We start from the raw sequence: 22,855 nt of genomic DNA, 5'->3' as shown, positions 1-22,855 counted from the left end.
CAAACTGTTTTTTCGCAGCAATACTTAATAATAAGAGGAGTATTAGCTACAAAAAAACAGTGACTGCAATCAATGTTCAATAAATAAATACTAAAGTGTGTCTGGGTTTAAAAATTCAACCAACCCCTACTAATAAAAGTTCTGATCCTCTTACCAAGAAGAGATATGTGGCAGAAATCTGAGATATTGCAGCATTCTCAACAACAGGCAAGATGCCTGTTCCACAAGAGAATTCACTCTGGATATTAAAAAATATATCTTAAGGGGATTGACAAAATTTATTAAATACATATTTAATAATCAATTTTCTTTGAAACTAGGAATTGACCAGGAATTTCAAAGGTGGTACCCGCCACGTGATGTATCTCGCGCAAATCAATCCAAAATCGAAAATCCTTGCGTCCCCCGCATTTATCCGTCGGGTCGCCTCTAAAATCTAAAATCTAAAATCTAAAATCTAAAATCGATTGACCCGATCGCCCTTGAGTCCGATATAGTGATATAATCCAGACTATAATATCAAATTGATATAAATGCTTGAATTATCAGCCCTTGGGCTGCTACAGTTGCAACCCCTGCACGGCTATCGGCTAAAGCAAAAACTGGAGCTGTTTATGAGCAGTTGCATCAGCGTCAACTATGGAGCGATTTACCCGCTGCTGAAACGCTTGGAAGAGCGAGGGGAGATTTCGGTAATAGCCGAAGAAGCCGGAGATGCGGGCTGTCCGCGCAAAATCTACGGAATTACCCCCAAAGGGCGCGAACTGTGGCGGCAAAAAATGCTCGAACACCCTCAAGAAAGCTGGGTTAACAGTGGTTCCCGGTTCCAAATCAAGTTTTTCTTTTTTGGCGACTTAGAACCCGCAGAACGGCTGAAATTGTTGGAACACCGCTTGCGAGCCTGTTACACCCGACAAGACTACATCGAAAGCCTCAAGAGCGAATATCCACTAACCGATGACTATCAATTCGCTTCTCGCGATCGCTGCAAGTCAGTGCTGGCCTCAGAGATTGAGTGGTTAACCGAGCAACTAGCCAAGGAAAAAAGCGCGATCGCCCGAGTGCGTGACTCCCCAACCTCCGCTGAATCCGCTGAATCCAAGGGAAAATCCTTCCAACTCACCCACTCAGGTGACTCGTAAGAAGGATGTGCAATCATTCCTGCCATCGTAACTTTTGAGAAATAACAAGAAGCTTTCCTAAAAATAATCACCCCCAGGCTTGGCTAACTGTGATGAGACTAAAGCCCTGCACATACCCCAACCCCATTAAAAAGAGACTTTCCCGATTCCATCCTGTTTAAAATCCCTTGTCATTATTCCCCCTTGTTGGAGGGGAACGCCGGAGAATCAAAGATTTCGCCCAAGTCTCAGTCAGAAGTTAAAAAAAATCTAAGTGGTGCTGCCCATGAGTTATTCTAAATCCCCAGAATCCGTCGTTGAAACCCAAGAGCAAAAACCTGCCACACCCGAACTGCACCCAACCGATGCAGACAGCGATCTACCAGAGGATTTTCCCGCCGTTGTCGATCGCCCGGAACCTGTTGCTAAACCACGATCGCGCTGGCCCCTAATTGCCGCGCTCGCGATCGCCACAGGCGCAGCAGGTTTCGGCTGGTACTCGTGGCAATCAGGCCAGACTCGCGCACCGCAACAGGCAGCCGCCGCCCAACCCCCAGGCATACCAGTCAAGATCGCAGCCGTACAAACCAGCTCAGTCGAAGATGCTTCCGAATTTGTTAGCAGCTTAGAAGCCAAGCGTTCGGTACAAATCAAACCCGAAGCAGAAGGGCTAGTCACGGAGATTTTTGTCAAAGCCGGCGACTTCATAAATCAAGGGCAAGCCATCGCCCGCATGAAAAGCGACAGCGCCCAAGCGGACTTGAGGCAATCCCAAGCCAACCTGATCCGCGCTCAATCCCACTTAGCCGAATTGCAAGCAGGAGCCAGGCCCGAAGAAATCGCCCAAGCTCAAGCCCAAGTCGCCCAAGCCCAAGCCAACCTCGCCCAACTGCGATCGGGCTCTCGGCCAGAAGAAATTGGTCAAGCCCAAGCCCGCGTTAGCCAAGCTGAAGCCGACCTCGCCGACGCCCAAACAGGTAGCCTCTTAGAAGAAATCGCCCAAGCAAGAGCGCAAATAGAAGCAAGCACAGCCGAAGCAAAGTTAGCCAGCCAGCAACTTGCCAGATATGAGGCCTTGGCAAAAGAAGGTGCAGAATCCGCGAACACCCTTGAGCAATACACCCAAAAAGAAGGCAGCGCCAAAGCCAATCTCCGAGAAGCTCAAAGGCGGTTTGAGCAGCGACAAAAGAACAGACAAGCCGAGATCGAGCGTCGCACAGCAGCCTTGCAACAGCAGCGGCAAGCTTTGCGACAATTGCAAAACGGTTCGCGCCCAGAGGAAATAGCTGCATCCGAAGCAGAAGTCGCACAAGCCAAGAGTAGATTAGCCCAGTTAGCCAACGGCACCCGCCAAGAACAGCTCGATCAAGCTGAAGCGCAAGTTGCCCAGGCCGCGGCTCAAGTGCGCGGCTTTGAAGTACAACTACAAGAAACTGCGGTCATCGCCCCCTTCGCAGGAGTCATCGGCGACATACCAGTGAAAGTAGGTGATTACTTGCAAAAAGGCAACGCTATCGCCACCCTGACAGAGAACCAATTGCTAGACTTGCGGTTATCAATTCCTTTGGAACGGATGCCTCAATTACGCTTAGGGTTGCCAGTACAAATGCTCGATGCTCAAGGTAAGGCGATCGCGATCGGTCAAATCAGTTTTATCTCCCCCAACGTCAGCGCCAATTCCCAAACAATTTTAGCTAAAGCCACCTTTCCCAACCCCACCGGCGAACTACTTAATCTCCAGTTTGTAAAAGCTAAAGTCATCTGGAAACAGAACCCCGGAATTTTAGTTCCAGTAACAGCAGTTACTCGTTTAGGGGGGGAAACTTTTGTCTTCACAGCTCAACAGCCGGAACAGCCAAAACCTGGAATGCCACCTTTAGTAGCGCGGCAAAAGCCCGTGAAATTGGGAGCCATTCAGGGGAATAATTATCAAGTTATCGAAGGTTTGAAAGCCGGCGAAAAAATTGTTACCGCAGGCATTCTTAACCTGACAGACGGCGCTCCCATTATGGCTCAAGAGGAAGGGAAAGGAGCAGGGGAAAAATTACCATTAGCAAGCCAAAAATAAGGTAGGTTGTTGCGCTTTAGCGCTCTTAATAGGTAAATTAAGAGCGCTAAAGGGCAACTACGTACCTTACGTGAAACTACTTGATTGCTCCGCTCTAAAAAAGGGGGCTATTTTAATTTTTGACGCAAGTGCAATTAGGAATTAGCAATTATCAACTAACAACTACCCATTACCCAAATAATGTTTGCAGATTTCTTTATTAAACGACCAGTCTTTGCTAGCGTCTGCGCCTTAATTATTGTTTTGGTAGGCGCAATCAGCATTCCCACATTGCCGATCGAACGCTTCCCCGACATCAGCCCCACCCAAATCAACGTCACAGCCAACTATAGCGGTGCCAATGCTGAAGTTGTCGAAAATGCGGTAACAAACATCCTAGAAAGGCAAATCAACGGCATTGAAGGACTGAAATATCTAACTTCCAGTAGCACTAACAGTGGAACTAGCACCATTACAGCCACCTTTGATACTTCCCGCGACAAAGATATCGCCGCCGTCGATGTGCAGAATCGAGTTGCAGTCGCTCAGCCACAACTCCCCGATGCCGTACAACGCACAGGAGTTACAGTTACAAAACAATCTAACAGCCTACTGCTGGCTATAGGATTATTTACCGAAAATAAAGAATACGATACCATATTTTTAAGCAACTACGCCGACCTCTATTTAGCAGACACTTTAAAGAGAGTAAAAGGCGTGGGCGACGTGCGAATTTTTGGGGAAAGACGCTATGCTATGCGCCTGTGGATCGATCCCAATAAATTAGCGGCTCGTAATCTAACAATGCAAGATGTAACAAGAGCAATTAACGAACAAAACTTGCAAGTTGGAGTAGGAAGAATTGGTCAAGAACCCGCCCCAGAAGGGCAAATGTATCAGATTGATTTGAGTGCAGAAAGTCGTCTCAAAAGCCCCACAGAATTTGAAGACCTAGTTATTAAAAGCGAAGCAAATGGAACTTTAGTTAAGTTAAAAGATGTCGGTAGAGCAGAATTAGGAGCAGAAAATTATAACTCTTTTCTGCGATTTCGAGGGAATGACGCGGTGGGTTTAGGGATTTACCAATTACCCGGAAGTAATGCTCTAAATGTTGCCCAAGCCGTCAAAGCAGAAATGGAGAAATTAGCGAAAAACTTCCCTCCGGGGGTGATACATAGAACCGCACTAGATACGACTCAATTTGTCCAAGAGTCAATGGCAGAAGTAGTCAAAACTCTGTTTGAAGCAGTCTTGCTAGTGGTGATAGTTATTTTTGTTTTCCTGCAAGATTGGCGCACTACGATTATTCCCACCCTCACAATACCCATTTCCTTGATTGGGACATTTGCTTTTATCAAAGCATTCGGATTTACGATTAACAGTTTGTCTCTATTTGGTCTTACCTTAGCAACAGGTTTAGTGGTTGATGACGCTATCATCGTAGTCGAAAATATTGACCGTCTAGTCCGCCAAGGTATGAATGCCCGCCAAGCAGCTTCCGAGTCAATGCGGGAACTTTTTAGTGCTGTAATTGCCACTTCCTTAGTATTGATGGCCGTGTTCGTACCCGTGGCATTTTTCCCTGGGACAACGGGAGCACTCTATAAACAATTTGCCCTGACAATTGCTTTTTCAGTGCTGCTTTCTACCTTTATGGCGGTTACTCTTACTCCCTCACTTGCCGCTATATTACTGCGCCCAGGTAAGAAGTTTGGCGGCCCGTTGGGTTGGGTTTTTAACCGGATTAATATTTTTCTTGATTGGATGCAAAAGAAATATAGAGAGTCCTTAATATTCTTAACACGATTTAAAACCCTTGTTACCCTGTTGTTTATTGCTTCTCTGGGATTCACCGCTTGGCTTTATTTAGCAGTACCAACAGCATTTATCCCAGAGGAAGACCAGGGCTATTTTCTGACAATTATTCAAGGGCCTCAAGGCGTTTCGCTGCAATACACCCAGCAGGTGATGGATGGAGTTGAACAAGAAATCCTCAATGTTCCTGAAGTGGTGGGTACTTTTTCGGTAGGTGGCTTTGGTTTTAGTGGTAATAGTTCCAACCAGGGGATTATATTTACTACCCTTAAACCCTGGAAAGAAAGGAAAGGTGAAGCTCAAACCGTACAAGCGATTATTGGTAAATTGCAGGGTAAGTTTTTCGCGATTCCAGAAGCGAGAATTTTCCCGGTGAATCCGCCGGCTATTCAAGGTTTAGGTCAATTTGGCGGCTTCCAATTTCAATTGCAAGACCGCAAAGGGAACAGCGGTTTAGATTCTCTAGTTCAGGCGATGGGCGGGATTTTAAAGCAGGCGAATCAGACGCCCGGATTGCAGGCGGTATTTAGTACGTTTGCTGCGAATACGCCTCAGTTACTTGTGGAAGTTGACCGCAATCGAGCTAAGGCTCTAGATATTCCGATTAATGATGTTTTCAGTACGTTACAAACGGCTCTTGGTTCTCAGTATGTGAATGATTTTAATCTGCAGCAGCGCAATTATCGGGTGTATGTTCAGGCGGATAAACAGTTTCGTGATAACCCTGAAGATATTGGGAAATTGTATGTCCGCTCTGGAAAAAATGAAATGATTTCTTTGAGCAATTTGGTGAAAATAACTCCGGTGGTGGGAGCGCAAACTGTTAACCACTACAATTTATATAGGTCAATTGAAATTAGTGGCTCCCCGGCTCCGGGCTCGAGTTCTGGACAGGCGATAAAATTGATGGAAAAGGTGTCGGCTGAAGTTTTGCCGTCGGGTTTTGGATATGAATGGTCGGGGAGTTCTTTAGAAGAAATTGAGTCGGGGGGTCAAGCACCAATTATTTTTGGTTTGGGGCTGATTTTTGTGTTCTTGGTTTTGGCGGCTCAGTACGAAAATTATGTCGATCCTTTCATTATTTTGCTATCGGTTCCTCTGGCGATTTTAGGTGCACTTTTAGCTCAGTCGTTGCGGGGGTTGGCGAATGATGTTTATTGCCAGATTGGTTTGGTGATGTTGATTGGATTGGCAAGTAAAAATGCGATTTTAATTGTGGAGTTTGCTAACCAGTTGCGGGAGCAGGGATATTCAATTACTAAGGCAGCAGTTGAGGCTTCTCAAGAGCGTTTACGACCGATTTTGATGACTTCTCTATCATTTATTTTGGGGATTGCTCCCCTAATTAACCCGGAAGGTGCGGGGGCTGCAAGTCGTAGATCGCTAGGGAATGCGATCGCGGGGGGGATGGTTGTTTCTACTTTCTTGAGTTTGTTTATGGTGCCGGTGCTGTATGTGGTCATTGTCTCGACTCGCGATCGCTTTCGGAAGCGCGATCGATTAACAAATCTACCCGGTGATGGTACAACTTTGAACGGCAAAACGACTCCAGGCGAGGAGGTTGAACGCGATAAAGTATCGCCGCTGTAGTGGGTAATTAGTTCCTTTAACTATCCGGTTAGTGGTTATTGTTGCAAAATATCCGACTATCTGTGCCACGGGCTTTTTGATTGTTGCGACGCTGTGCGGTAACTCTCGGAGAAGATTTTTTGTACAGGTAGCGATCGCCCCCCATCGTGCAATAATGATATGACTTGCACAAAAGCTCTATTAGTAGGTAAATCTTGCCTACCTTACCGCTACATATAGCGTCTCAACTGTCAACCCGTGCTAGTTATCAATTAAACCGGCTGTTGCACTACACAAATTTTTTCTAATGGCTGAAGTCCCCCTAAATCCCGCAGAACTTGCAGAAGCCCTCAACGGCTTTACCGATATCAATTTCCAATTGCCAGACCCCGAAGACGAACAAATACCAGACTTTGATTTTGACAATCAGGTTGACAATGCCTGGAAAGTGTGCGATCGCTTCGACTTGCAAACCGACATCTGGCGGGGACGCATTCTCCGAACAGTCCGAGACAGAGAAAAAAAAGGCGGCGAAGGACGCGGTACAGGGTTTTTGAACTGGCTCAAAGAAAGAGAAATTGGCAAAAGTCAAGCCTATTCTTTGATAGAATTAGCTAATAGTGCCGACACTCTGATTCAGCAAGGAGATTTAGACCCAGATTCCATTAGAAACTTCAGCAAAAGAGCCTTTGTAGAAACAGCCAAAGCATCTCCCGAAGTCCAGCAAATGGTAACAGATGCCGCAGCAAATGGCGATCGCATCACCCGCCGCGAAGTCAAACAACTCTCCGACGAATGGATGGCAATGAACTCAGATTTATTGCCAGAAGAAGTCAAAGAAAAAGCATCTACAGGTTCTCTACCTTCCCGCTACCTCGCTCCTTTAGTGAAAGAAATGGAGAAACTCTCTCCATCTCACCAAAGCGAAATTCAAAAAGAAGTAGCAGAAAATCCCGACGTAGATACTGTTAAACAGCTAACATCCGACGCCAAGAACTTATCAAAATATCTCGACGCCGCCGCCCAAGTGCAAGCTCTCAATCAGTCTCACTTAGATATGGAAATGGCCTTAGAAGAATCTTTGCGAGTAGGCTGTTTGGGAACCACCGCCGACGTTGTAAAACAAGCCGCACAGCTAGAACAAGCAGTAGTCAAACTCTACACCATTTGGAAACGCTTAGGCAGTTTGGCAGATAGATTGTACGTGGATACAGGAGCAAGCACACCCAATTTGCGGTTGCTTTTGGGATGCTTGGACAGTCTTTCGGGAGAAAAGATTGAAGTGGATTTCGGAGACGGAGAACGCTCTATTCGCTTGCAAATTTTCAGCGAATAGCTCAACTTTGACCGCAGATAAAAGCCAACATCACGGCTCATTATCTGCGTCGATTCCTGTTCATCTGCGGTTAAAATTTTTGATTTTTTCCAAAGATATCGGGGATGCAAATAACGCCGATATTTGGTAACTACTTCTTTCCCCAACAGCACTACGCTAATCCAAAAACAAACTTCCGCCCCAACAGCCAGAACGAAAGATAAAGTAGTTTTTTGGGTAATGTCCAGCCCCAGGAAGGGCACAACAAATAAGACTGCCAGCCAGGGCAGAAAAGATAGGACAAATAAGAACAAACCGAGCTTTTGCATAGATTCACATAATACAGCTTTGATCTGCCCTTTATCTGTTAGTCCGCTTAAAGTGGACTTCGTTTGTATAGTAGCGATTTCAATCGCCTCCTTCACTACAAACTCACCTCTGGAACCAATGTCAGCAACAGGCTTTCCGGCCTGTTCCACAAGAACATTTAGTATTGGTGGAACAAGCATCTTGCCTGTTCTTGAGAATGGTTCAACCTCTGACTACAAACTTAATTGCCAAGCATTTCCAACTCAATTCTTAATCCCCGTTGCCGCAATCCCTCGAATAAACTGTCGCTGACCGGCCAAAAACAGCAACACCACCGGCACTGTTCCAATTACCACCGCCGCCATCAACAACTGCCAACTGCTAGTAAACTGTTCCTGAAATTCGGCCAGAACCAACTGCACAGTCCGCAACTGGGGCCGCGTCGTAAACACCAGCGGCTTAAACAAATCGTTCCACTCCCCGATAAACGTAAACAAAAACAGCGTCACCAAAGCAGGGCGGGCTAAAGGTAACATCACCTGCCACAAAACCTGCCAGCGGTTAGCCCCATCCAGCATTGCCGCCTCCTCTAACTCCGCGGGAATTGTCATAAAATACTGGCGCAGCAGAAAAATCCCAAAACCGTTAGCCGCCGTCGGCAAAATCAGCGCCCCGTAAGTATTCAGCAGATGGCCCCACTTCAAAACCAAGAAAATCGGAATCACCAAAAGCTGAAACGGAATTACCAGCGTCGCCAAAACCCCCAACACAATCGCCTGTCGCCCGCGAAACTTCAGCCTGGCCAAGGCGTAACCGGCCAAAGCAGAAGTTACAACCTGAAAACCCGTCACTGCGATCGCCACTAGAGTAGAATTAAGGAATGCCAACAAAAAATTGCCCCGTCGCCAAGCCTCCTGATAGTTTGCAAAAGTCAGGCCTGCAGCCTTGACACCGACACCAGATGGTGATAATGAAACCCAAAATACAGCAGCCAGTGGCAGCAGCACCAGCGCAGCACCCGCCAGCAACAAAATAAAACTCAGCAGTTCCAGCGCATGAGACCTGTCAAAGGATTTACCCATAAATTTGTGAATTAACCTAAAATAATAAGCCTGTGACGTTCTCCAACCCGATCGCATCCCCGATTCCCATACAACAACATAATAGTCGTAGAAGGAAAGAAGGAGTACCTAGGGAGGAAGTTGTGATTAGGATATAATGTTATAGATAGAGTTGGTACTGTAAAACCCTGAAAGGTGGAGACATAGACCGTATTTCTATCATCTATTTCCGGGCAAAAGATCGACTAACGACTAATTCAAGTAATTAGTAAATAGATAGCATTCTAGCGATAGTCTTTCTGGAGTGTTCGACGGCAAAAGTCCGGCAAACACGCACGCTTGACGCCAGTTTTTCCCGGAACGTCAAAGAAAAGTTCTTTGTCGAAAGCATCCTCAGCTATAATCTGTGATTTAGATGGGGTGCGTTCAAAATAGGTAAAGTGTACTGTCACTGACCCCCCATTTTAAAGGGGTTTCCCAACATCCCGCAAGCTTATATAAGGAGACTACATATCTATGCCCCAGCTTGAGGCCAGCCCAACAATTGACTTTCAAACCGAAACTTACAAAGATGCTTACAGCCGCATCAACGCCATTGTGATTGAAGGCGAACAAGAAGCTCACGATAATTACCTGACACTGGCCGAACTGTTGGCGGACAAAAAAGCAGAGTTAGTTGGCTTGTCCAAGATGGAGAACCGCCACATGAAAGGCTTCCAAGCTTGTGGCAGGAATCTTAAAGTCACGCCCGACATGGCATTTGCCAAGCAGTTCTTTTCGGAATTGCACAGAAACTTCCAAACGGCAGCGGCCGAAGGTCAGATTGTAACTTGCTTGTTGATTCAATCGCTAATTATCGAGTGTTTTGCGATCGCAGCTTACAACATCTACATCCCCGTCGCCGATGACTTTGCTCGCAAAATCACCGAAGGCGTCGTCAAAGAAGAATACAGCCACCTCAACTTTGGGGAAGTCTGGCTGCAGGCTCACTTTGAGGAATCCAAAGCCGAACTCGAAGCTGCCAACCGCCAAAACCTGCCCATCATCTGGAGACTGCTAAACTCTGTCGCAGACGATGCCCGCGTCTTGGGAATGGAAAAAGACGCTTTAATCGAAGACTTTATGATTGCCTACGGCGAAGCCCTAGGCAACATAGGCTTTAACAACCGCGATATCATGCGGATGTCAGCACAAGGCCTCGCAGCCTAGTTAACTTGGAAATAAGGAATGGGAAAAAAATTAAAAATTAAAAATTAAAAATGGGATAACTCATTTTAAAATATAAATTTTTAATCTTCCCATCTTCCATCTTCCATCTTCCATCTTCCACCTTCCATCTTCCTTCATTTGACAACTTAATGTTTGGTCTAATCGGTCACTTAACCAGCTTAGAACACGCCCAATCAGTAGCTAACGAGCTGGGCTATCCAGAATATGCCGATCAAGGTCTCGATTTTTGGTGCAGCGCACCGCCCCAAATAGTTGATCAGATCACGGTAACAAGCATCACTGGACAAAAAATAGAAGGTCGCTATGTCGAGTCCTGTTTTTTGCCAGAAATGCTAGCAACTCGCCGGATTAAAGCAGCTACTCGCAAAATCCTTAATGCGATGGCACACGCTCAAAAAAACGGGATTAACATCACTGCTTTGGGCGGCTTTTCTTCGATCATTTTTGAGACTTTCAACTTGCAGCAAATTAAGCAAATTCGCAATCTCAAGTTGGAGTTTGAACGCTTCACCACTGGTAACACTCACACAGCTTACATCCTCTGCCGCCAAGTAGAAGAAGCAGCCCCTAAATTGGGGATTGAACTTTCAAAAGCCACGGTAGCGGTTTGTGGTGCTACTGGCGATATTGGCAGTGCTGTGTGTCGCTGGCTCAATGTTAAAACAAATGTAGCAGAATTGTTGCTCATCGCCCGCGACAAAGAACGATTGCAAGATTTGCAATCAGAATTGGGTCGAGGGAAAATTATGGACTTGGAAGAAGCCCTGCCCCAAGCGGATATTGTAGTCTGGGTAGCCAGTATGCCCAAGGGAGTAGAAATTGACCCTAAGACATTGAAGCAACCATGTTTATTGATTGACGGTGGCTATCCGAAAAATTTGGCAACTCAGGTTCAGCATCCCGGAATTTACGTACTCAATGGCGGCATTGTGGAGCATTCCCTCGATATTGAGTGGAAAATCATGAAGATTGTCAATATGGATGTGCCGGGCCGACAGTTGTTTGCCTGTTTTGCTGAATCAATGCTGCTGGAATTTGAAAAAATGTATACCAATTTTTCTTGGGGACGGAATCAAATTACTGTGGAAAAGATGGAGCAAATCGGTCATATTTCTGTCAAGCACGGTTTCAGACCTTTATTAATGTCAGTTTGATGTTAAAAGTCAACTGTTAAATTTGAAAATTTAATAGTTGACTTTTTATTTGGCATCAGAATAATATTTTTCGGAGTGCAGCGCTAGCTTCCGGCTCGCGCTATATGATAATGATGATGTGACCAAATTTGATCTCATACAAAATTTAAAATTCAAAACTTCCAAATTTCCTCTCTTTTTCAGCATCCCCTGACAGGGTAGGATCGGGAAATAGTCGATCGACTTTCACCTTAAAACCTTATAGAAATTATCAGCGTGCCAAACCCAGACCGTAAACCCTTACTCTTAGATTTTGAAAAGCCCCTGGCCGAACTCGAAACCCGAATTCACCAGATTCGCGAACTCGCCGCCGAAAACAGCGTCGATGTCACCGACGAAATTCGCAAACTCGAAGCGCGTTCCGCCCAACTGCGACAAGAAATTTTCAGCAGCTTGTCCCCCATGCAGCGGCTGCAACTGGCCCGTCACCCGCGCCGCCCCAGCACCCTCGATTACATTCAGGCAATTAGCGACGAGTGGCTCGAGCTTCACGGCGATCGGCGCGGCGGAGACGACCCGGCCCTCGTCGGCGGAATTGCCCGCATAGACGGGCGTCCCACAGTCATCATCGGCCATCAAAAAGGGCGCGACACAAAAGACAATATCGCCCGCAACTTCGGCATGGCTGCTCCCGGCGGCTACCGCAAAGCCCTGCGCTTGATGGAACACGCCGATCGCTTCTCCATGCCAATTTTCACCTTTATCGACACTCCGGGGGCTTGGGCGGGCTTAGAAGCAGAACAGCTCGGACAGGGAGAGGCGATCGCCTGTAACCTCCGCGAGATGTTTCGCCTCGACGTTCCCATTATTTGCACCGTCATCGGCGAAGGCGGATCCGGCGGCGCATTGGGTATCGGCGTCGGCGAGCGGCTGTTAATGTTAGAACATTCCGTCTACACCGTCGCCACCCCCGAAGCTTGCGCGGCGATTCTCTGGAAAGACTCCGGTAAAGCTAACTTGGCCGCAGAAGCTCTCAAAATCACTTCCTGGGATTTGAAAAACCTCGGCATTCTCGATCAAATAGTACCAGAGCCGATCGGCGGCGCTCACTCGAATCCCCTCAAAGCTGCCTCCATACTCAAACAAGCTTTGTTAGAAAACTTAGCAGAACTAACCCAGCTTACGGGTCAGCAGCGACGCGAACTCCGGTATCAAAAATTTCGCCACATCGGTGTATTCACTGAAATTGCGGCTTGAGCCGATCGATTCAGAGTTATCAGTTATGAGTTAAAAATTCTTAACTTTAAACTCATAACTCACAGCTCATTATTCTGCGGATCTGTCAGCAGTGTTATAATTTCTCAGGTGACACGGCTTAACAGTTCTTAATGTTTATCTCATAATTAACTGTTATCACCCGCAGCAGACAGTTGTCTAATTTGCCGATGAAGGCTGCAACGCTGTAGGGAGTTGCCGAGGGAAAGTATTAGGACATTGAATGAACCATCCAACAACAAAGCAGGCTCTGATTACCGGAGCCAGCAGCGGTATTGGCAAAGCGACGGCTCTAGCGTTCGCCGCCGAAGGCATAAATCTGGCCTTAGTTAGCCGAGAGTCGGAAAACTTAGAAGCCGTTGCCGCAGCGGCCCGAGCAGTCGGAGTGAAAGCAGAAGCTTATCCCTTAGACTTGGCAAAAATTGAGCAAGTGCAAAGCAGCATCAGCGCGATCGCAGCTCAATTGGGTGCCGTAGATATCCTGGTAAACAGCGCTGGCATGGGCTACACCGGCTCCTTGACGGAAACTTCCCTAACCGACTGGCAAAGCGTTCTAGACCTCAATCTGACTAGCGTTTGGCAGTGCATTTTAGGAGTTTTGCCCTCAATGCGCGATCGCCGATCGGGAATCATCATCAACGTTTCCTCGATCGCCGGCACCCAAACCTTCCCCAACTGGGGAGCCTACTGCGTTAGCAAATTTGGTCTCATGGCTTTGTCTAAAACCTTAGCCGCCGAAGAACGGGCTCACGGAATTCGCGTAACAGCAATCTGTCCGGGTTCTGTCAACACTCCTATGTGGGACACAGACACCGTGGACGCCGACTTCGATCGCAGCGCCATGTTAACCCCAGAAATCGTCGCCCAATCAATTCTGCACGCAGTTCAGTTACCAGCGAGTGCAGTAATTGAAGAAATCACGCTCATGTCCAACGCAGGAGTTTTGTGAACTTGAGATTTTAGACTGCTGGATTTTTCTCGAATTCAACAATCTTTGAATCTCTAGCTATAGCGGTTCTCAGATAAATGAGGTATACAGAAACCCTGTAATGTCAAGCTTTCCAGGTCAAAATTCGTACCTCACATTTTTGAGAAAGGCTATATATCCCCCAATCGAAAATCTAAAATCGAAAATCGAAAATCGATTCACCCTCACACCAACTTGTTATGACAATTGCATCTTCCGCCGATTCCAATGGGTCGAACTCTCTCTCGACTGACAGCATGAAACTGTTACAAACCGCAGACAACAACACCCCGCGCATCCCAACTCGACCCGATCGCAATTCCTCCCACGGTCAAGAATCCAGCGTGCCCAAACCATCAGAAGTAGGCATGGAAGAAATGATGGAGGCTGTTCGCACAATGCTGCTGGGAGTAGGAGAAGATCCTGAACGGGAAGGATTGCTCAAAACCCCAAAACGGGTAGCAGAAGCAATGCGGTTTCTCACCAGCGGTTACAGTCAATCCCTAGAAGAACTCCTCAACGGCGCTATCTTTGACGAAGGCCACAACGAAATGGTACTGGTACGAGACATCAGCGTATTCAGTATGTGCGAACACCATATGCTGCCGTTTATGGGTAGAGTTCATGTCGCTTACATTCCCAACCAAAAAGTAGTGGGATTGAGTAAATTAGCCCGAATTGCTGAAATGTACAGCCGCCGATTGCAGGTGCAAGAACGTTTGACACGCCAGATTGCTGAAGCAGTTCAGACAATATTGGAACCGCAGGGAGTAGCTGTAGTAATGGAAGCCAGCCATATGTGCATGACGATGCGGGGTGTGCAAAAACCTGGTGCTTGGACGGTTACGAGTGCCATGTTGGGCGTGTTTCAAGAGGAACAGAAAACTCGCGAAGAATTCCTGAATTTGATCCGCCACCAACCGGCATTCTTTTAGTCATTAGTTATTAGTCATTAGTCATTAGTCATTAGTCATTCACTTTTTTCTTGGTGGCTGTAATCAAGCATGAGGTCCAGAAACCGGGTTTTTTTTACGATATATTTCGTTACGCACCGTAAATTCGGTAAAAAACCCGGTTTCTTTGTCGGAGTGCGTCCAGGACCGATCTAAAATCTAAAATCGGATGACGATCGACTGATAAACCCATAAAATAGACGGGTGACTCATGACTTGTGACTAAATGAATCCTCCTATCAAATTCGGTACAGATGGCTGGCGCGGCATCATTGCTGACGATTTTACATTCGATCGCGTAGCGTTAGTCGCTCCCTTAGCGGCACAAGTTCTCGCACAAACCGGCAGCAGCGATGGCAGCAGCGGTACCGTAATTGTCGGTTACGACCGCCGATTTCTGGCTGAAGAATTTGCCTTCACAGCGGCTGTTGCCGTCCAAAACGCAGGATTTGACGTGCTGCTGAGCGAATCCTACGCCCCCACTCCAGCTTTCAGTTTAGCTGCCAAACAATTAAATGCTTTGGGTGCGATCGTCCTGACAGCCAGCCACAATCCCGGTGCATATTTAGGGTTAAAAGTCAAGGGCGGATTTGGCGGTTCAGTTTCGCCCGAAGTTACTCAACAGATAGAAGCAAAACTCGAAAATCCGGCGGCAATTTCAGCAACTCCCGGCAAATTGGATAATTTCAATCCTTGGCCAGCTTACTGCAAAACCTTGCGGGAAATGGTAGATATTGAGGCGATTAAAGAAGCGATCGCCAGCGGCAAAATTACAGTATTTGTAGATGTAATGCACGGGGCCGCAGCAGGAGGACTAGCTCAAATTTTAGAAGAAACAGTACATGAAGTCAACAGCGATCGAGATCCGCTGTTTGGTGGCGGTGCACCGGAACCTTTGCCGCGCTACCTGTCGCAGTTATTTCGGGTGATGCGTACTCACCAGCGAAAAAGTTCTGGTTTGTCCATTGGATTTGTATTTGACGGAGATAGCGATCGAATTGCAGCCGTTGACTCTAGCGGCAACTTCCTCAGTTCACAAATCCTAGTTCCCATCTTAATCGAACATTTAGCTTCACGGCGCGGCTTGACCGGGGAAGTCATCAAAACAGTCAGCGGTTCAGACATAATTCCTAAAATTGCCAAGCTGTACGACTTGCCATTATTTGAAACGCCGATCGGTTACAAGTATATAGCCGATCGAATGTTGACCACCCAAGTCTTAGTCGGCGGCGAAGAATCGGGAGGAATTGGCTACGGTACACACATACCCGAACGAGATGCTTTGCTGTCAGCGCTGTACTTATTAGAAGCAGTTGTCAAATCCGGCGAAGACTTAAGCGAAATTTACAGCCGACTGCAACAAGAAACAAGCTTTACTTCAGCGTATGACAGAATAGACTTGCACCTAGCAAACATGGAAGAAAGGTCGCGTTTGCTGTCCCTGCTGCAAAATCAACCCTTAACAGAAATCGCCGGCAAAGCAGTTGTAGATTGCAACAAAGTGGACGGATATAAATTTCGTTTAGCAGACGGAAGTTGGCTGTTAATTCGGTTTAGCGGAACCGAACCAGTGTTGCGGCTGTATTCAGAAGCAGCGACATTGAAAGAAGTCATGAAAAACTTAAACTGGGCGAAAAATTGGGCGCATAATTAATCGGACTTTTCCACCGCAGATCAACGCAGATGAACGCAGATGACTCGATCTCAAATCTCTCTTTCTCTGCGTCCTCTGCGCCCTCTGCGGTAAAAAAATCTTGTTCAGAAATCAAATAGTATGGCGGCTATATCAGGTTATTTTTAGGATACAAGCAAATGGCATACAGCGATTTCAGCCTTGCGAGAGTCAAAAAAGATTTTGGATTAACCTTAGATGAAACTCGCAATTTATTTGCCGACACAAAACCAGTTTCACCATCAGAAATTTTAACAACAATCCTGATTGATTATGTACCGCTAGCAACTTTTATTTCCACATAAAAAGCTCGTTCAGAATTTTTGATTGCGCCGATATTAGCAGAAGTCCGGCGATTGTTAAACAAACGAGTTTCTCTTTTTTCCGGTAAGGATTTTACTGTCGATCCAGAAAGAGGTTTGCAAGGATTTTGCGATTATATTATTAGCGGTTCTTCAGAACAATTGTTCATCAGTGCTCCGGTTATAACAATTTTTGAGGCAAAAAAGGAAGATATCATTGGGGGTTTGGGTCAATGCGTAGCGGCAATGGTAGCGGCCCAATGTTTCAATCAAAACCAAGACACTGAGGTCGATCGCATTTACGGCGCGGTGACGACGGGAACTAACTGGAAATTCTTGATTTTGGAGGAAACTACTGTTTATATCGATCCGATTGAATACTATATTCAAGATGTTGATAAGATTTTGGGAATTTTGTTGCAACCATTTTTCCAATCTTTTGTTAATATAGAGCCGTAAGTTTTAATAGAAATAATGACCGATCGCAAATTGCTAGTTGTCGCTACGGGCAATCCGGGTAAACTCAAGGAAATGCAAGTTTATCTTCAGGATTTGGGATGGAAATTGGATCTCAAACCGGAAGAGTTGGACATCGAGGAAACAGGCGAAACTTTTATTGCTAATGCTTGCTTGAAGGCGTCTGAAGTCGCAAAAGCAACGGGCAAATGGTCGATCGCCGATGATTCTGGTTTAATGGTAGATGCACTCAACGGCCAACCTGGGATTTACTCCGCGCGCTACGGGAAAACCGATGCTGACAGGATATCTCGACTTCTCAAAGAATTGGGAAGCGAACAAAACCGGGAAGCACAATTTGTTTGCGCGATCGCGATCGCCCGTCCCGACGGTACAATTGCCCTGCAAGTAGAAGGAATTTGCCGAGGCGAAATCCTGCACACTCCTCGCGGTACGGGAGGTTTCGGATATGACCCCATTTTCTACGTACCCGCACAGCAACAGACTTTTGCCGAAATGACACCGGATATCAAGCGATCGCACTCTCACCGCGGCCGAGCCTTCCACGCTCTCATACCACAAATGGCGAACCTTGTCAACCCCTAACGAGTAAAAAAGCCAAAACCGGGGGGAACTGTGGCATTGGATATTGACACTTAGGTATCAGAACTAAACAGGAAATAGGTTTTTCCTGGGCAAAGACCAGTTACCAAAGACCAATGCCCAATGCTCAATGCCCCAGTATCTTAGATAGCCTCCAAGTTCTTTTCTCCAGTCCGAATCCGAATAATTTGTTCTACAGGAGAGATGAAAATCTTGCCGTCGCCAATCTCGCCCGTGCGGGAAGCCGCGATAATTTTATCAACCACCATGTCAACCTGATCGTTTTCCACAACAATCTCGACCTTGAGCTTTTGCAAGAACTCAACGGTGTACTCAGAACCGCGATAGCGTTCTGTCATGCCCTTCTGACGGCCAAAACCTCTAACTTCAGAAACAGTCATCCCCACAATACCAGCATTGACGAGTGCGATTTTCACTTCGTCTAGTTTAAAGGGGCGAATAATAGCTTCAACCTTTTTCAAGTTTTTCACTCCTAACAGTTAGTACCTTCGTTATATTACTTAAATCGCGTGACATCTTTTAATATCACTGCTAGTATTAAGTATTTTGTAAAATATACTACCTTATTTTGTACTCGCGATGAGAGGCACGCCAATCTTTAACAATATTCTCCCATTGGCCCGAGGCGCGGGCTCTCCGCTCCGATAGATCGCGGTAGAGTGAAAAAGACCCAAGCCCTCCGCCACGGATCTGCTAAAACAGAAAAAGAACCCAGGAGACAGGAGTTTTCCGAGTTTCCGCTTTGCTATGTCAGATTTGCACATATTGCTGAAAACTATAATTGCCAGAGGCGGTCAGTTAAACTATTCTTATGCACCCAGCCAGCCCTCCCCCTGACCGCAGCGGGCTTGATGCCCTACTGAGAAATCGCCCCTTCCTCGCCTTGTGGACGGGCCAGTTATTGGCCCAAGTGGCGGATAAAATCTTTTACGTATTGCTGATTATTCTGCTGAAAACCGGCGACTACCGACCCTGGCCGGTTTCTTGGCAACATTCGGAAAATTCTATGCTGTCAGCGGTGATGATCGCCTACACCGTGCCAGCGATCGTCTTTGGTTCCGTAGCCGGTATCGTGGTAGACCGCTTTTCCAAAAAGCAAATGCTGGTCGCCTGCAACGTGATTCGAGCCGGGTTGATTGTAGCTTTGCCGTTTTTGCCCAAAGCTTTTGTGGTTTTGTTGACAATGACGTTTTTAATCTCTACCGTAACGCAATTTTTTGCTCCTGCAGAAGCGGCCGCCGTCCCCCTGGCTGTGGGGCGAGAGGGACTGATGTCGGCAAATGCTCTGTTCGCCTCGTCCACAATGGGCGGGATCATTATTGGGATGACGATCGGCGAACCGCTGTTTAGTTGGGTCAAACACAGCTTCGGATCAGCTTCTCAAGAGTTTTTGCTGGGCGGGTTGTACCTGATATCAGCAGGTTTGATCTATGCCATGCAGATCAAAGAAGGTCATGTCGGCAGCAGTGGCAAAAACGTCCATCCTTGGCAAGACCTCAAGGAAGGTTTGCGGTATGTGAAACACAATCACCTTGTCAGCAACGCGATGGTGCAGTTGACCATTTTGTATTCCGTGTTTGCGGCGCTTCAGGTGCTGGCGATCGCGCTTTCAGGCAAAATAGGTCTCAAAGAAACTCAATTTGGCTTTTTACTCGCTGCAGCGGGAATTGGAATGGTCTTCGGCGCAGCCTTTTTGGGACATTGGGGTCATCGAATGCACCACAAACCTCTGCCTTTAATCGGTTTCTTGATGATGGGTTTTGTATTAGCAATGTTTGCCTTTGCCAGACACCTTTGGGTGGGATTCGGATTGAGCGCTCTGTTCGGTTTTGGTGCTTCCTTAATTAACGGCCCGATGCAGGCTCTGATTCAAGAAAAAACTCCCGAATCTATGCGGGGTAAAGTCTTTGGATTTGAAAACAATGCGATTAATATTGCTCTGAGCCTGCCTTTAGCACTGACTGGCCCGCTAACGGATGCTGTCAGTAATGCCGTCGGCGACGATGACTTGGGCTTGCGGATCGTGTTGCTGGGTTTGGGCTTTTTGGTCTCGGTGATGGGCATGGCAGCTTGGAAACATACTCGCAAAGTCTTGCAGGATGTTCTCTGAACTTTGCCAAGAAGGAAGAAGCAAGAGGGCTTGGTTTTCGCGATCGATCCATAACATAGCAACCGCCCTGATGATTAGGACGTTCTTAATTGCTCAAACGATTAGTTTTTCTTGTCGAATGCCGAATCAAGAATGCTATAGAAGCGTCATATCACGGTAAACCGACATAGAGGCAGCGATTTCCTCTGTGTCTTTCTTCCTCTGCTGTTCCACAATTTATCGCTCGGACACCGCCCGCTCGCCAAACTTTTTGTAAAATATCAGCAGTCAAATTTTCAGAATTTGACTATTGAGATTAAAGTAGTATTATAAAACATCATTAAGATTGTAAACATCAATAGACAATGGTAGTATCATATAGTCAGATGATTAATGCCGATGCTAACGGGTCTTATAATATTTTGAGAAAAGCAATCCCAAATGCGTTTAGCGATGGGATAGGGAGCTGCGTAGTTCAGCCGAGGCGGGTTAATCCGCTTAAAGTAAAAGCGAAAGGGGAGGGACTTCATGCCTCCCACGTCATGTAATATAGCAATCCTCGCATCAGTTGTAAAAATATGTAGGGGTAGTGCTACCCCTACTCCCCGTGCCTACCCCAGCCTGCATCGGTGCAACCGGGCGTGGGGAGATCCCCTACAAGAATTACACAAATCATTTAGGATTGCTATAGATGACTATAGTTTTACAAGCTATAAAAGCTTTCATTAAAAAACATAATTAGTTTAAGGAAGGAAATACTGTGCAACTAAAAACTAAAGTGACAATCAGGCGTGCAACTGGTGGATTTGCTCTGATTGACAGCTTGATCCGCCACGGTGTCAAGCATATTTTTGGTTATCCCGGCGGCGCAATTCTGCCACTTTACGACGAACTCTACCGCGCCGAAGAAACTGGCGCTATCAAACATATTCTGGTGCGCCACGAACAAGGCGCGGCTCACGCGGCTGACGGATACGCCCGCGCTACGGGCAAAGTTGGAGTTTGTTTTGCTACTTCGGGCCCCGGCGCAACTAATTTAGTGACGGGGATTGCGACGGCCCACATGGATTCGATCCCGATGGTAATTATTACCGGTCAGGTGCCCCGTGCGGCGATCGGCACTGATGCGTTTCAGGAAACAGATATTTACGGGATTACCCTGCCAATTGTCAAGCATTCCTATGTAGTACGCGACCCCAGAGATATGGCGCGAATTGTGGCAGAAGCTTTCCACATCGCCAGTACAGGGCGGCCGGGGCCAGTCTTGGTTGATGTACCCAAGGATGTGGGTTTAGAAGAATTTGACTATCTGCCCGTGGAACCCGGATCGGTGAGAATTCCGGGCTACCGCCCGACGGTGAAGGGAAATCCTCGGCAGATTAATCAAGCAATCTATTTGCTGCAGGAAGCAAAGCGTCCTTTGCTGTATGTGGGCGGCGGGGCGATCGCAGCGGGGGCCCACGAGGAAATTAAGGAACTCGCCGAACTTTTCCAATTGCCGGTCACGACAACACTGATGGGCAAAGGTGCCTTTGACGAAAACCATCCTTTGTCGGTGAAAATGCTGGGGATGCACGGCACTGCTTACGCTAATTTTGCCGTTACCGAGTGCGATTTGCTAATTGCTGTCGGGGCGAGGTTTGACGATCGCGTGACGGGCAAATTAGACGAGTTTGCCGCGCGCGCTAAGGTGATTCACATCGATATCGACCCGGCGGAAGTCGGCAAAAATCGCGGCCCTGACGTGCCGATTGTCGGAGATGTCCGCCAAGTTTTGCTCGATTTGCTGCGCCGCTGTCGGGAAACTGGAGTTTCAGGGAAAACCGGACAGACTGCGGAATGGCTGCACAGGATCGATCACTGGAAACAGGACTATCCGTTAGTTGTGCCTCATTACCCAGACATTTTGTCTCCGCAAGAGGTGATTTCCGAGTTGGCTACTCAAGCGCCGGATGCTTACTACACAACAGATGTCGGTCAACATCAAATGTGGTCGGCTCAATTCTTGAACAACGGGCCGCGCCGCTGGATTTCGAGCGCTGGTTTGGGCACGATGGGTTTCGGGGTGCCGGCTGCGATGGGCGCGAAAATGGCGCTACCCAATGAGCAAGTGATTTGTATTGCTGGCGATGCTAGCGTGCAAATGAATATTCAAGAGCTGGGAACACTAACACAATACGGCATTAATGTCAAGATTGTGATTGTAAATAACGGCTGGCAAGGTATGGTACGGCAGTGGCAGCAGGCGTTCTACGGCGAGCGTTATTCCTCGTCGAATATGACCGTGGGGATGCCGGATTTTGTGATGCTGGCTGAAGCTTATGGCGTGAAGGGGATGCTGGTTTCGCAGCCGGAGGAACTCAAAGATGCGATCGCCCAAATGCTCGCTCACGAGGGCCCGGTGCTGATGAACGTGAAGGTGACGAGGGACGAAAACTGCTATCCGATGGTAGTTCCAGGTAAGAGCAACGCTCAAATGGTTGGTTTGCCCGATCGTAGCAAGTTGCAATCTGCGGAGTTGATTTATTGTCCGAGTTGCGGCGCGAAGAATGTTTCGACGAATAAGTTTTGTCCTGAGTGCGGGACAAAAGTTTAACGAGTTTTGAGTGGTGTTTAGGCATTGCCTGTTAGTCTCAATTTAAGGTCAAACTTACTCAGAGACTGCTGTTTATCGTCGAGGCCAGATCCCCCCTAGCCCCCCTTAAGAAGGGGGGAACCGGAGCGATCTCAACTTAAGGTCAAACGTGGTCATAGACTGCTGTTTATCGCCGAGGCCAGATCCCCCCTAGCCCCCCTTAAAAAGGGGGGAACCGGAGCGATCTCAAAGTCCCCCTTCTTAAGGGGGATTTAGGGGGATCTGGCCTCGGATAAAAGCGAGAGATACAAAGGTTTCAGACTTAAGTTGACACGATGAAAG

At 47.2% G+C, this 22,855-nt stretch carries 18 protein-coding genes and 2 pseudogenes; 16 read left to right on the top strand and 4 right to left on the bottom strand.

Annotated elements, in window-relative coordinates:
- The first annotated feature begins 533 nt into the window (after positions 1 to 533).
- From QUB39_RS04295 to QUB39_RS04280, 4 genes are all read left to right on the top strand, one after another.
- Positions 534 to 1,142, top strand: coding sequence for a PadR family transcriptional regulator (locus tag QUB39_RS04295; RefSeq protein WP_333051502.1), 609 nt, complete (start codon positions 534 to 536; stop codon positions 1,140 to 1,142).
- 265 nt (positions 1,143 to 1,407) lie between these two features.
- Entirely contained in the window at positions 1,408 to 3,189 is a 1,782-nt protein-coding gene (locus QUB39_RS04290; protein ID WP_333485014.1) for an efflux RND transporter periplasmic adaptor subunit, read from the top strand.
- Between the two features lie 180 nt (positions 3,190 to 3,369).
- Positions 3,370 to 6,573 carry an efflux RND transporter permease subunit gene (locus QUB39_RS04285; RefSeq protein ID WP_333051505.1) on the top strand — a complete coding sequence of 1,068 codons (3,204 nt, stop codon included), beginning with the start codon at positions 3,370 to 3,372 and terminating at the stop codon, positions 6,571 to 6,573.
- A 286-nt stretch (positions 6,574 to 6,859) separates the two neighbouring features.
- Positions 6,860 to 7,888: a hypothetical protein gene (locus QUB39_RS04280; RefSeq protein ID WP_333209264.1), complete on the top strand. Its 1,029-nt coding sequence runs from the start codon at positions 6,860 to 6,862 to the stop codon at positions 7,886 to 7,888.
- A gap of 161 nt (positions 7,889 to 8,049) precedes the next feature.
- Here QUB39_RS04280 and QUB39_RS04275 read toward each other — a convergent pair.
- The 3 genes and pseudogenes from QUB39_RS04275 to QUB39_RS04265 form a co-directional block, all read right to left on the bottom strand.
- Positions 8,050 to 8,196, bottom strand: a pseudogene (locus QUB39_RS04275) (transporter suffix domain-containing protein); the annotation flags it as partial.
- 243 nt (positions 8,197 to 8,439) lie between these two features.
- Positions 8,440 to 9,258 carry a carbohydrate ABC transporter permease gene (locus tag QUB39_RS04270; protein WP_333051507.1) on the bottom strand — a complete coding sequence of 273 codons (819 nt, stop codon included), beginning with the start codon at positions 9,256 to 9,258 and terminating at the stop codon, positions 8,440 to 8,442.
- A 263-nt stretch (positions 9,259 to 9,521) separates the two neighbouring features.
- Entirely contained in the window at positions 9,522 to 9,689 is a 168-nt protein-coding gene (locus QUB39_RS04265; protein WP_333051509.1) for a hypothetical protein, read from the bottom strand.
- Between the two features lie 64 nt (positions 9,690 to 9,753).
- On the opposite strand from QUB39_RS04265, the gene QUB39_RS04260 reads away from it, so the two are divergent.
- The 9 genes from QUB39_RS04260 to rdgB all read left to right on the top strand — a co-directional run bounded on the left by QUB39_RS04260 (position 9,754) and on the right by rdgB (position 17,831).
- Positions 9,754 to 10,446 (top strand): aldehyde oxygenase (deformylating), encoded by a 693-nt coding sequence (locus tag QUB39_RS04260; RefSeq protein WP_333051511.1) that lies wholly within the window; start codon positions 9,754 to 9,756, stop codon positions 10,444 to 10,446.
- Positions 10,447 to 10,595: 149 nt separating this feature from the next.
- Entirely contained in the window at positions 10,596 to 11,621 is a 1,026-nt protein-coding gene (locus tag QUB39_RS04255; protein WP_333051513.1) for a long-chain acyl-[acyl-carrier-protein] reductase, read from the top strand.
- Positions 11,622 to 11,876: 255 nt separating this feature from the next.
- On the top strand, positions 11,877 to 12,857 hold the full coding sequence (gene accA / locus QUB39_RS04250; RefSeq protein WP_333051515.1) for an acetyl-CoA carboxylase carboxyl transferase subunit alpha: 981 nt from the start codon (positions 11,877 to 11,879) through the stop codon (positions 12,855 to 12,857).
- A gap of 241 nt (positions 12,858 to 13,098) precedes the next feature.
- Complete coding sequence (locus QUB39_RS04245) at positions 13,099 to 13,824, top strand: SDR family oxidoreductase (protein ID WP_333051517.1); 726 nt, start codon at positions 13,099 to 13,101, stop codon at positions 13,822 to 13,824.
- 218 nt (positions 13,825 to 14,042) lie between these two features.
- The gene (gene folE / locus QUB39_RS04240; RefSeq protein WP_333051519.1) at positions 14,043 to 14,777 is read left to right on the top strand and encodes a GTP cyclohydrolase I FolE; all 735 of its coding nucleotides are present in this window, start codon (positions 14,043 to 14,045) and stop codon (positions 14,775 to 14,777) included.
- Between the two features lie 244 nt (positions 14,778 to 15,021).
- Complete coding sequence (locus tag QUB39_RS04235; RefSeq protein WP_333051521.1) at positions 15,022 to 16,449, top strand: phosphoglucomutase/phosphomannomutase family protein; 1,428 nt, start codon at positions 15,022 to 15,024, stop codon at positions 16,447 to 16,449.
- 158 nt (positions 16,450 to 16,607) lie between these two features.
- Positions 16,608 to 16,772 (top strand): hypothetical protein, encoded by a 165-nt coding sequence (locus tag QUB39_RS04230; protein ID WP_333209268.1) that lies wholly within the window; start codon positions 16,608 to 16,610, stop codon positions 16,770 to 16,772.
- 51 nt (positions 16,773 to 16,823) lie between these two features.
- Complete coding sequence (locus tag QUB39_RS04225) at positions 16,824 to 17,228, top strand: hypothetical protein (RefSeq protein ID WP_333209270.1); 405 nt, start codon at positions 16,824 to 16,826, stop codon at positions 17,226 to 17,228.
- A gap of 15 nt (positions 17,229 to 17,243) precedes the next feature.
- Complete coding sequence (gene rdgB, locus QUB39_RS04220) at positions 17,244 to 17,831, top strand: RdgB/HAM1 family non-canonical purine NTP pyrophosphatase (protein WP_333051524.1); 588 nt, start codon at positions 17,244 to 17,246, stop codon at positions 17,829 to 17,831.
- A 140-nt stretch (positions 17,832 to 17,971) separates the two neighbouring features.
- Here rdgB and QUB39_RS04215 read toward each other — a convergent pair whose 3' ends face one another.
- Entirely contained in the window at positions 17,972 to 18,310 is a 339-nt protein-coding gene (locus QUB39_RS04215) for a P-II family nitrogen regulator (protein WP_006633346.1), read from the bottom strand.
- A 350-nt stretch (positions 18,311 to 18,660) separates the two neighbouring features.
- Here QUB39_RS04215 and QUB39_RS04210 point away from each other — a divergent pair, with 350 nt between their 5' ends.
- The 3 genes and pseudogenes from QUB39_RS04210 to ilvB all read left to right on the top strand — a co-directional run bounded on the left by QUB39_RS04210 (position 18,661) and on the right by ilvB (position 22,534).
- Positions 18,661 to 19,959, top strand: coding sequence for an MFS transporter (locus tag QUB39_RS04210; protein WP_333051525.1), 1,299 nt, complete (start codon positions 18,661 to 18,663; stop codon positions 19,957 to 19,959).
- A 353-nt stretch (positions 19,960 to 20,312) separates the two neighbouring features.
- Positions 20,313 to 20,486: pseudogene (locus QUB39_RS04205) on the top strand (RNA-guided endonuclease TnpB family protein); the annotation flags it as partial.
- Positions 20,487 to 20,698: 212 nt separating this feature from the next.
- The gene (ilvB, locus tag QUB39_RS04200; protein WP_333051526.1) at positions 20,699 to 22,534 is read left to right on the top strand and encodes a biosynthetic-type acetolactate synthase large subunit; all 1,836 of its coding nucleotides are present in this window, start codon (positions 20,699 to 20,701) and stop codon (positions 22,532 to 22,534) included.
- Positions 22,535 to 22,855: the final 321 nt, after the last annotated feature.

This window comes from Microcoleus sp. AT8-B5 (assembly GCF_036705565.1).
Lineage (GTDB): Bacteria > Cyanobacteriota > Cyanobacteriia > Cyanobacteriales > Microcoleaceae > Microcoleus.
This window is presented reverse-complemented; position numbering and strand designations above follow the sequence as displayed.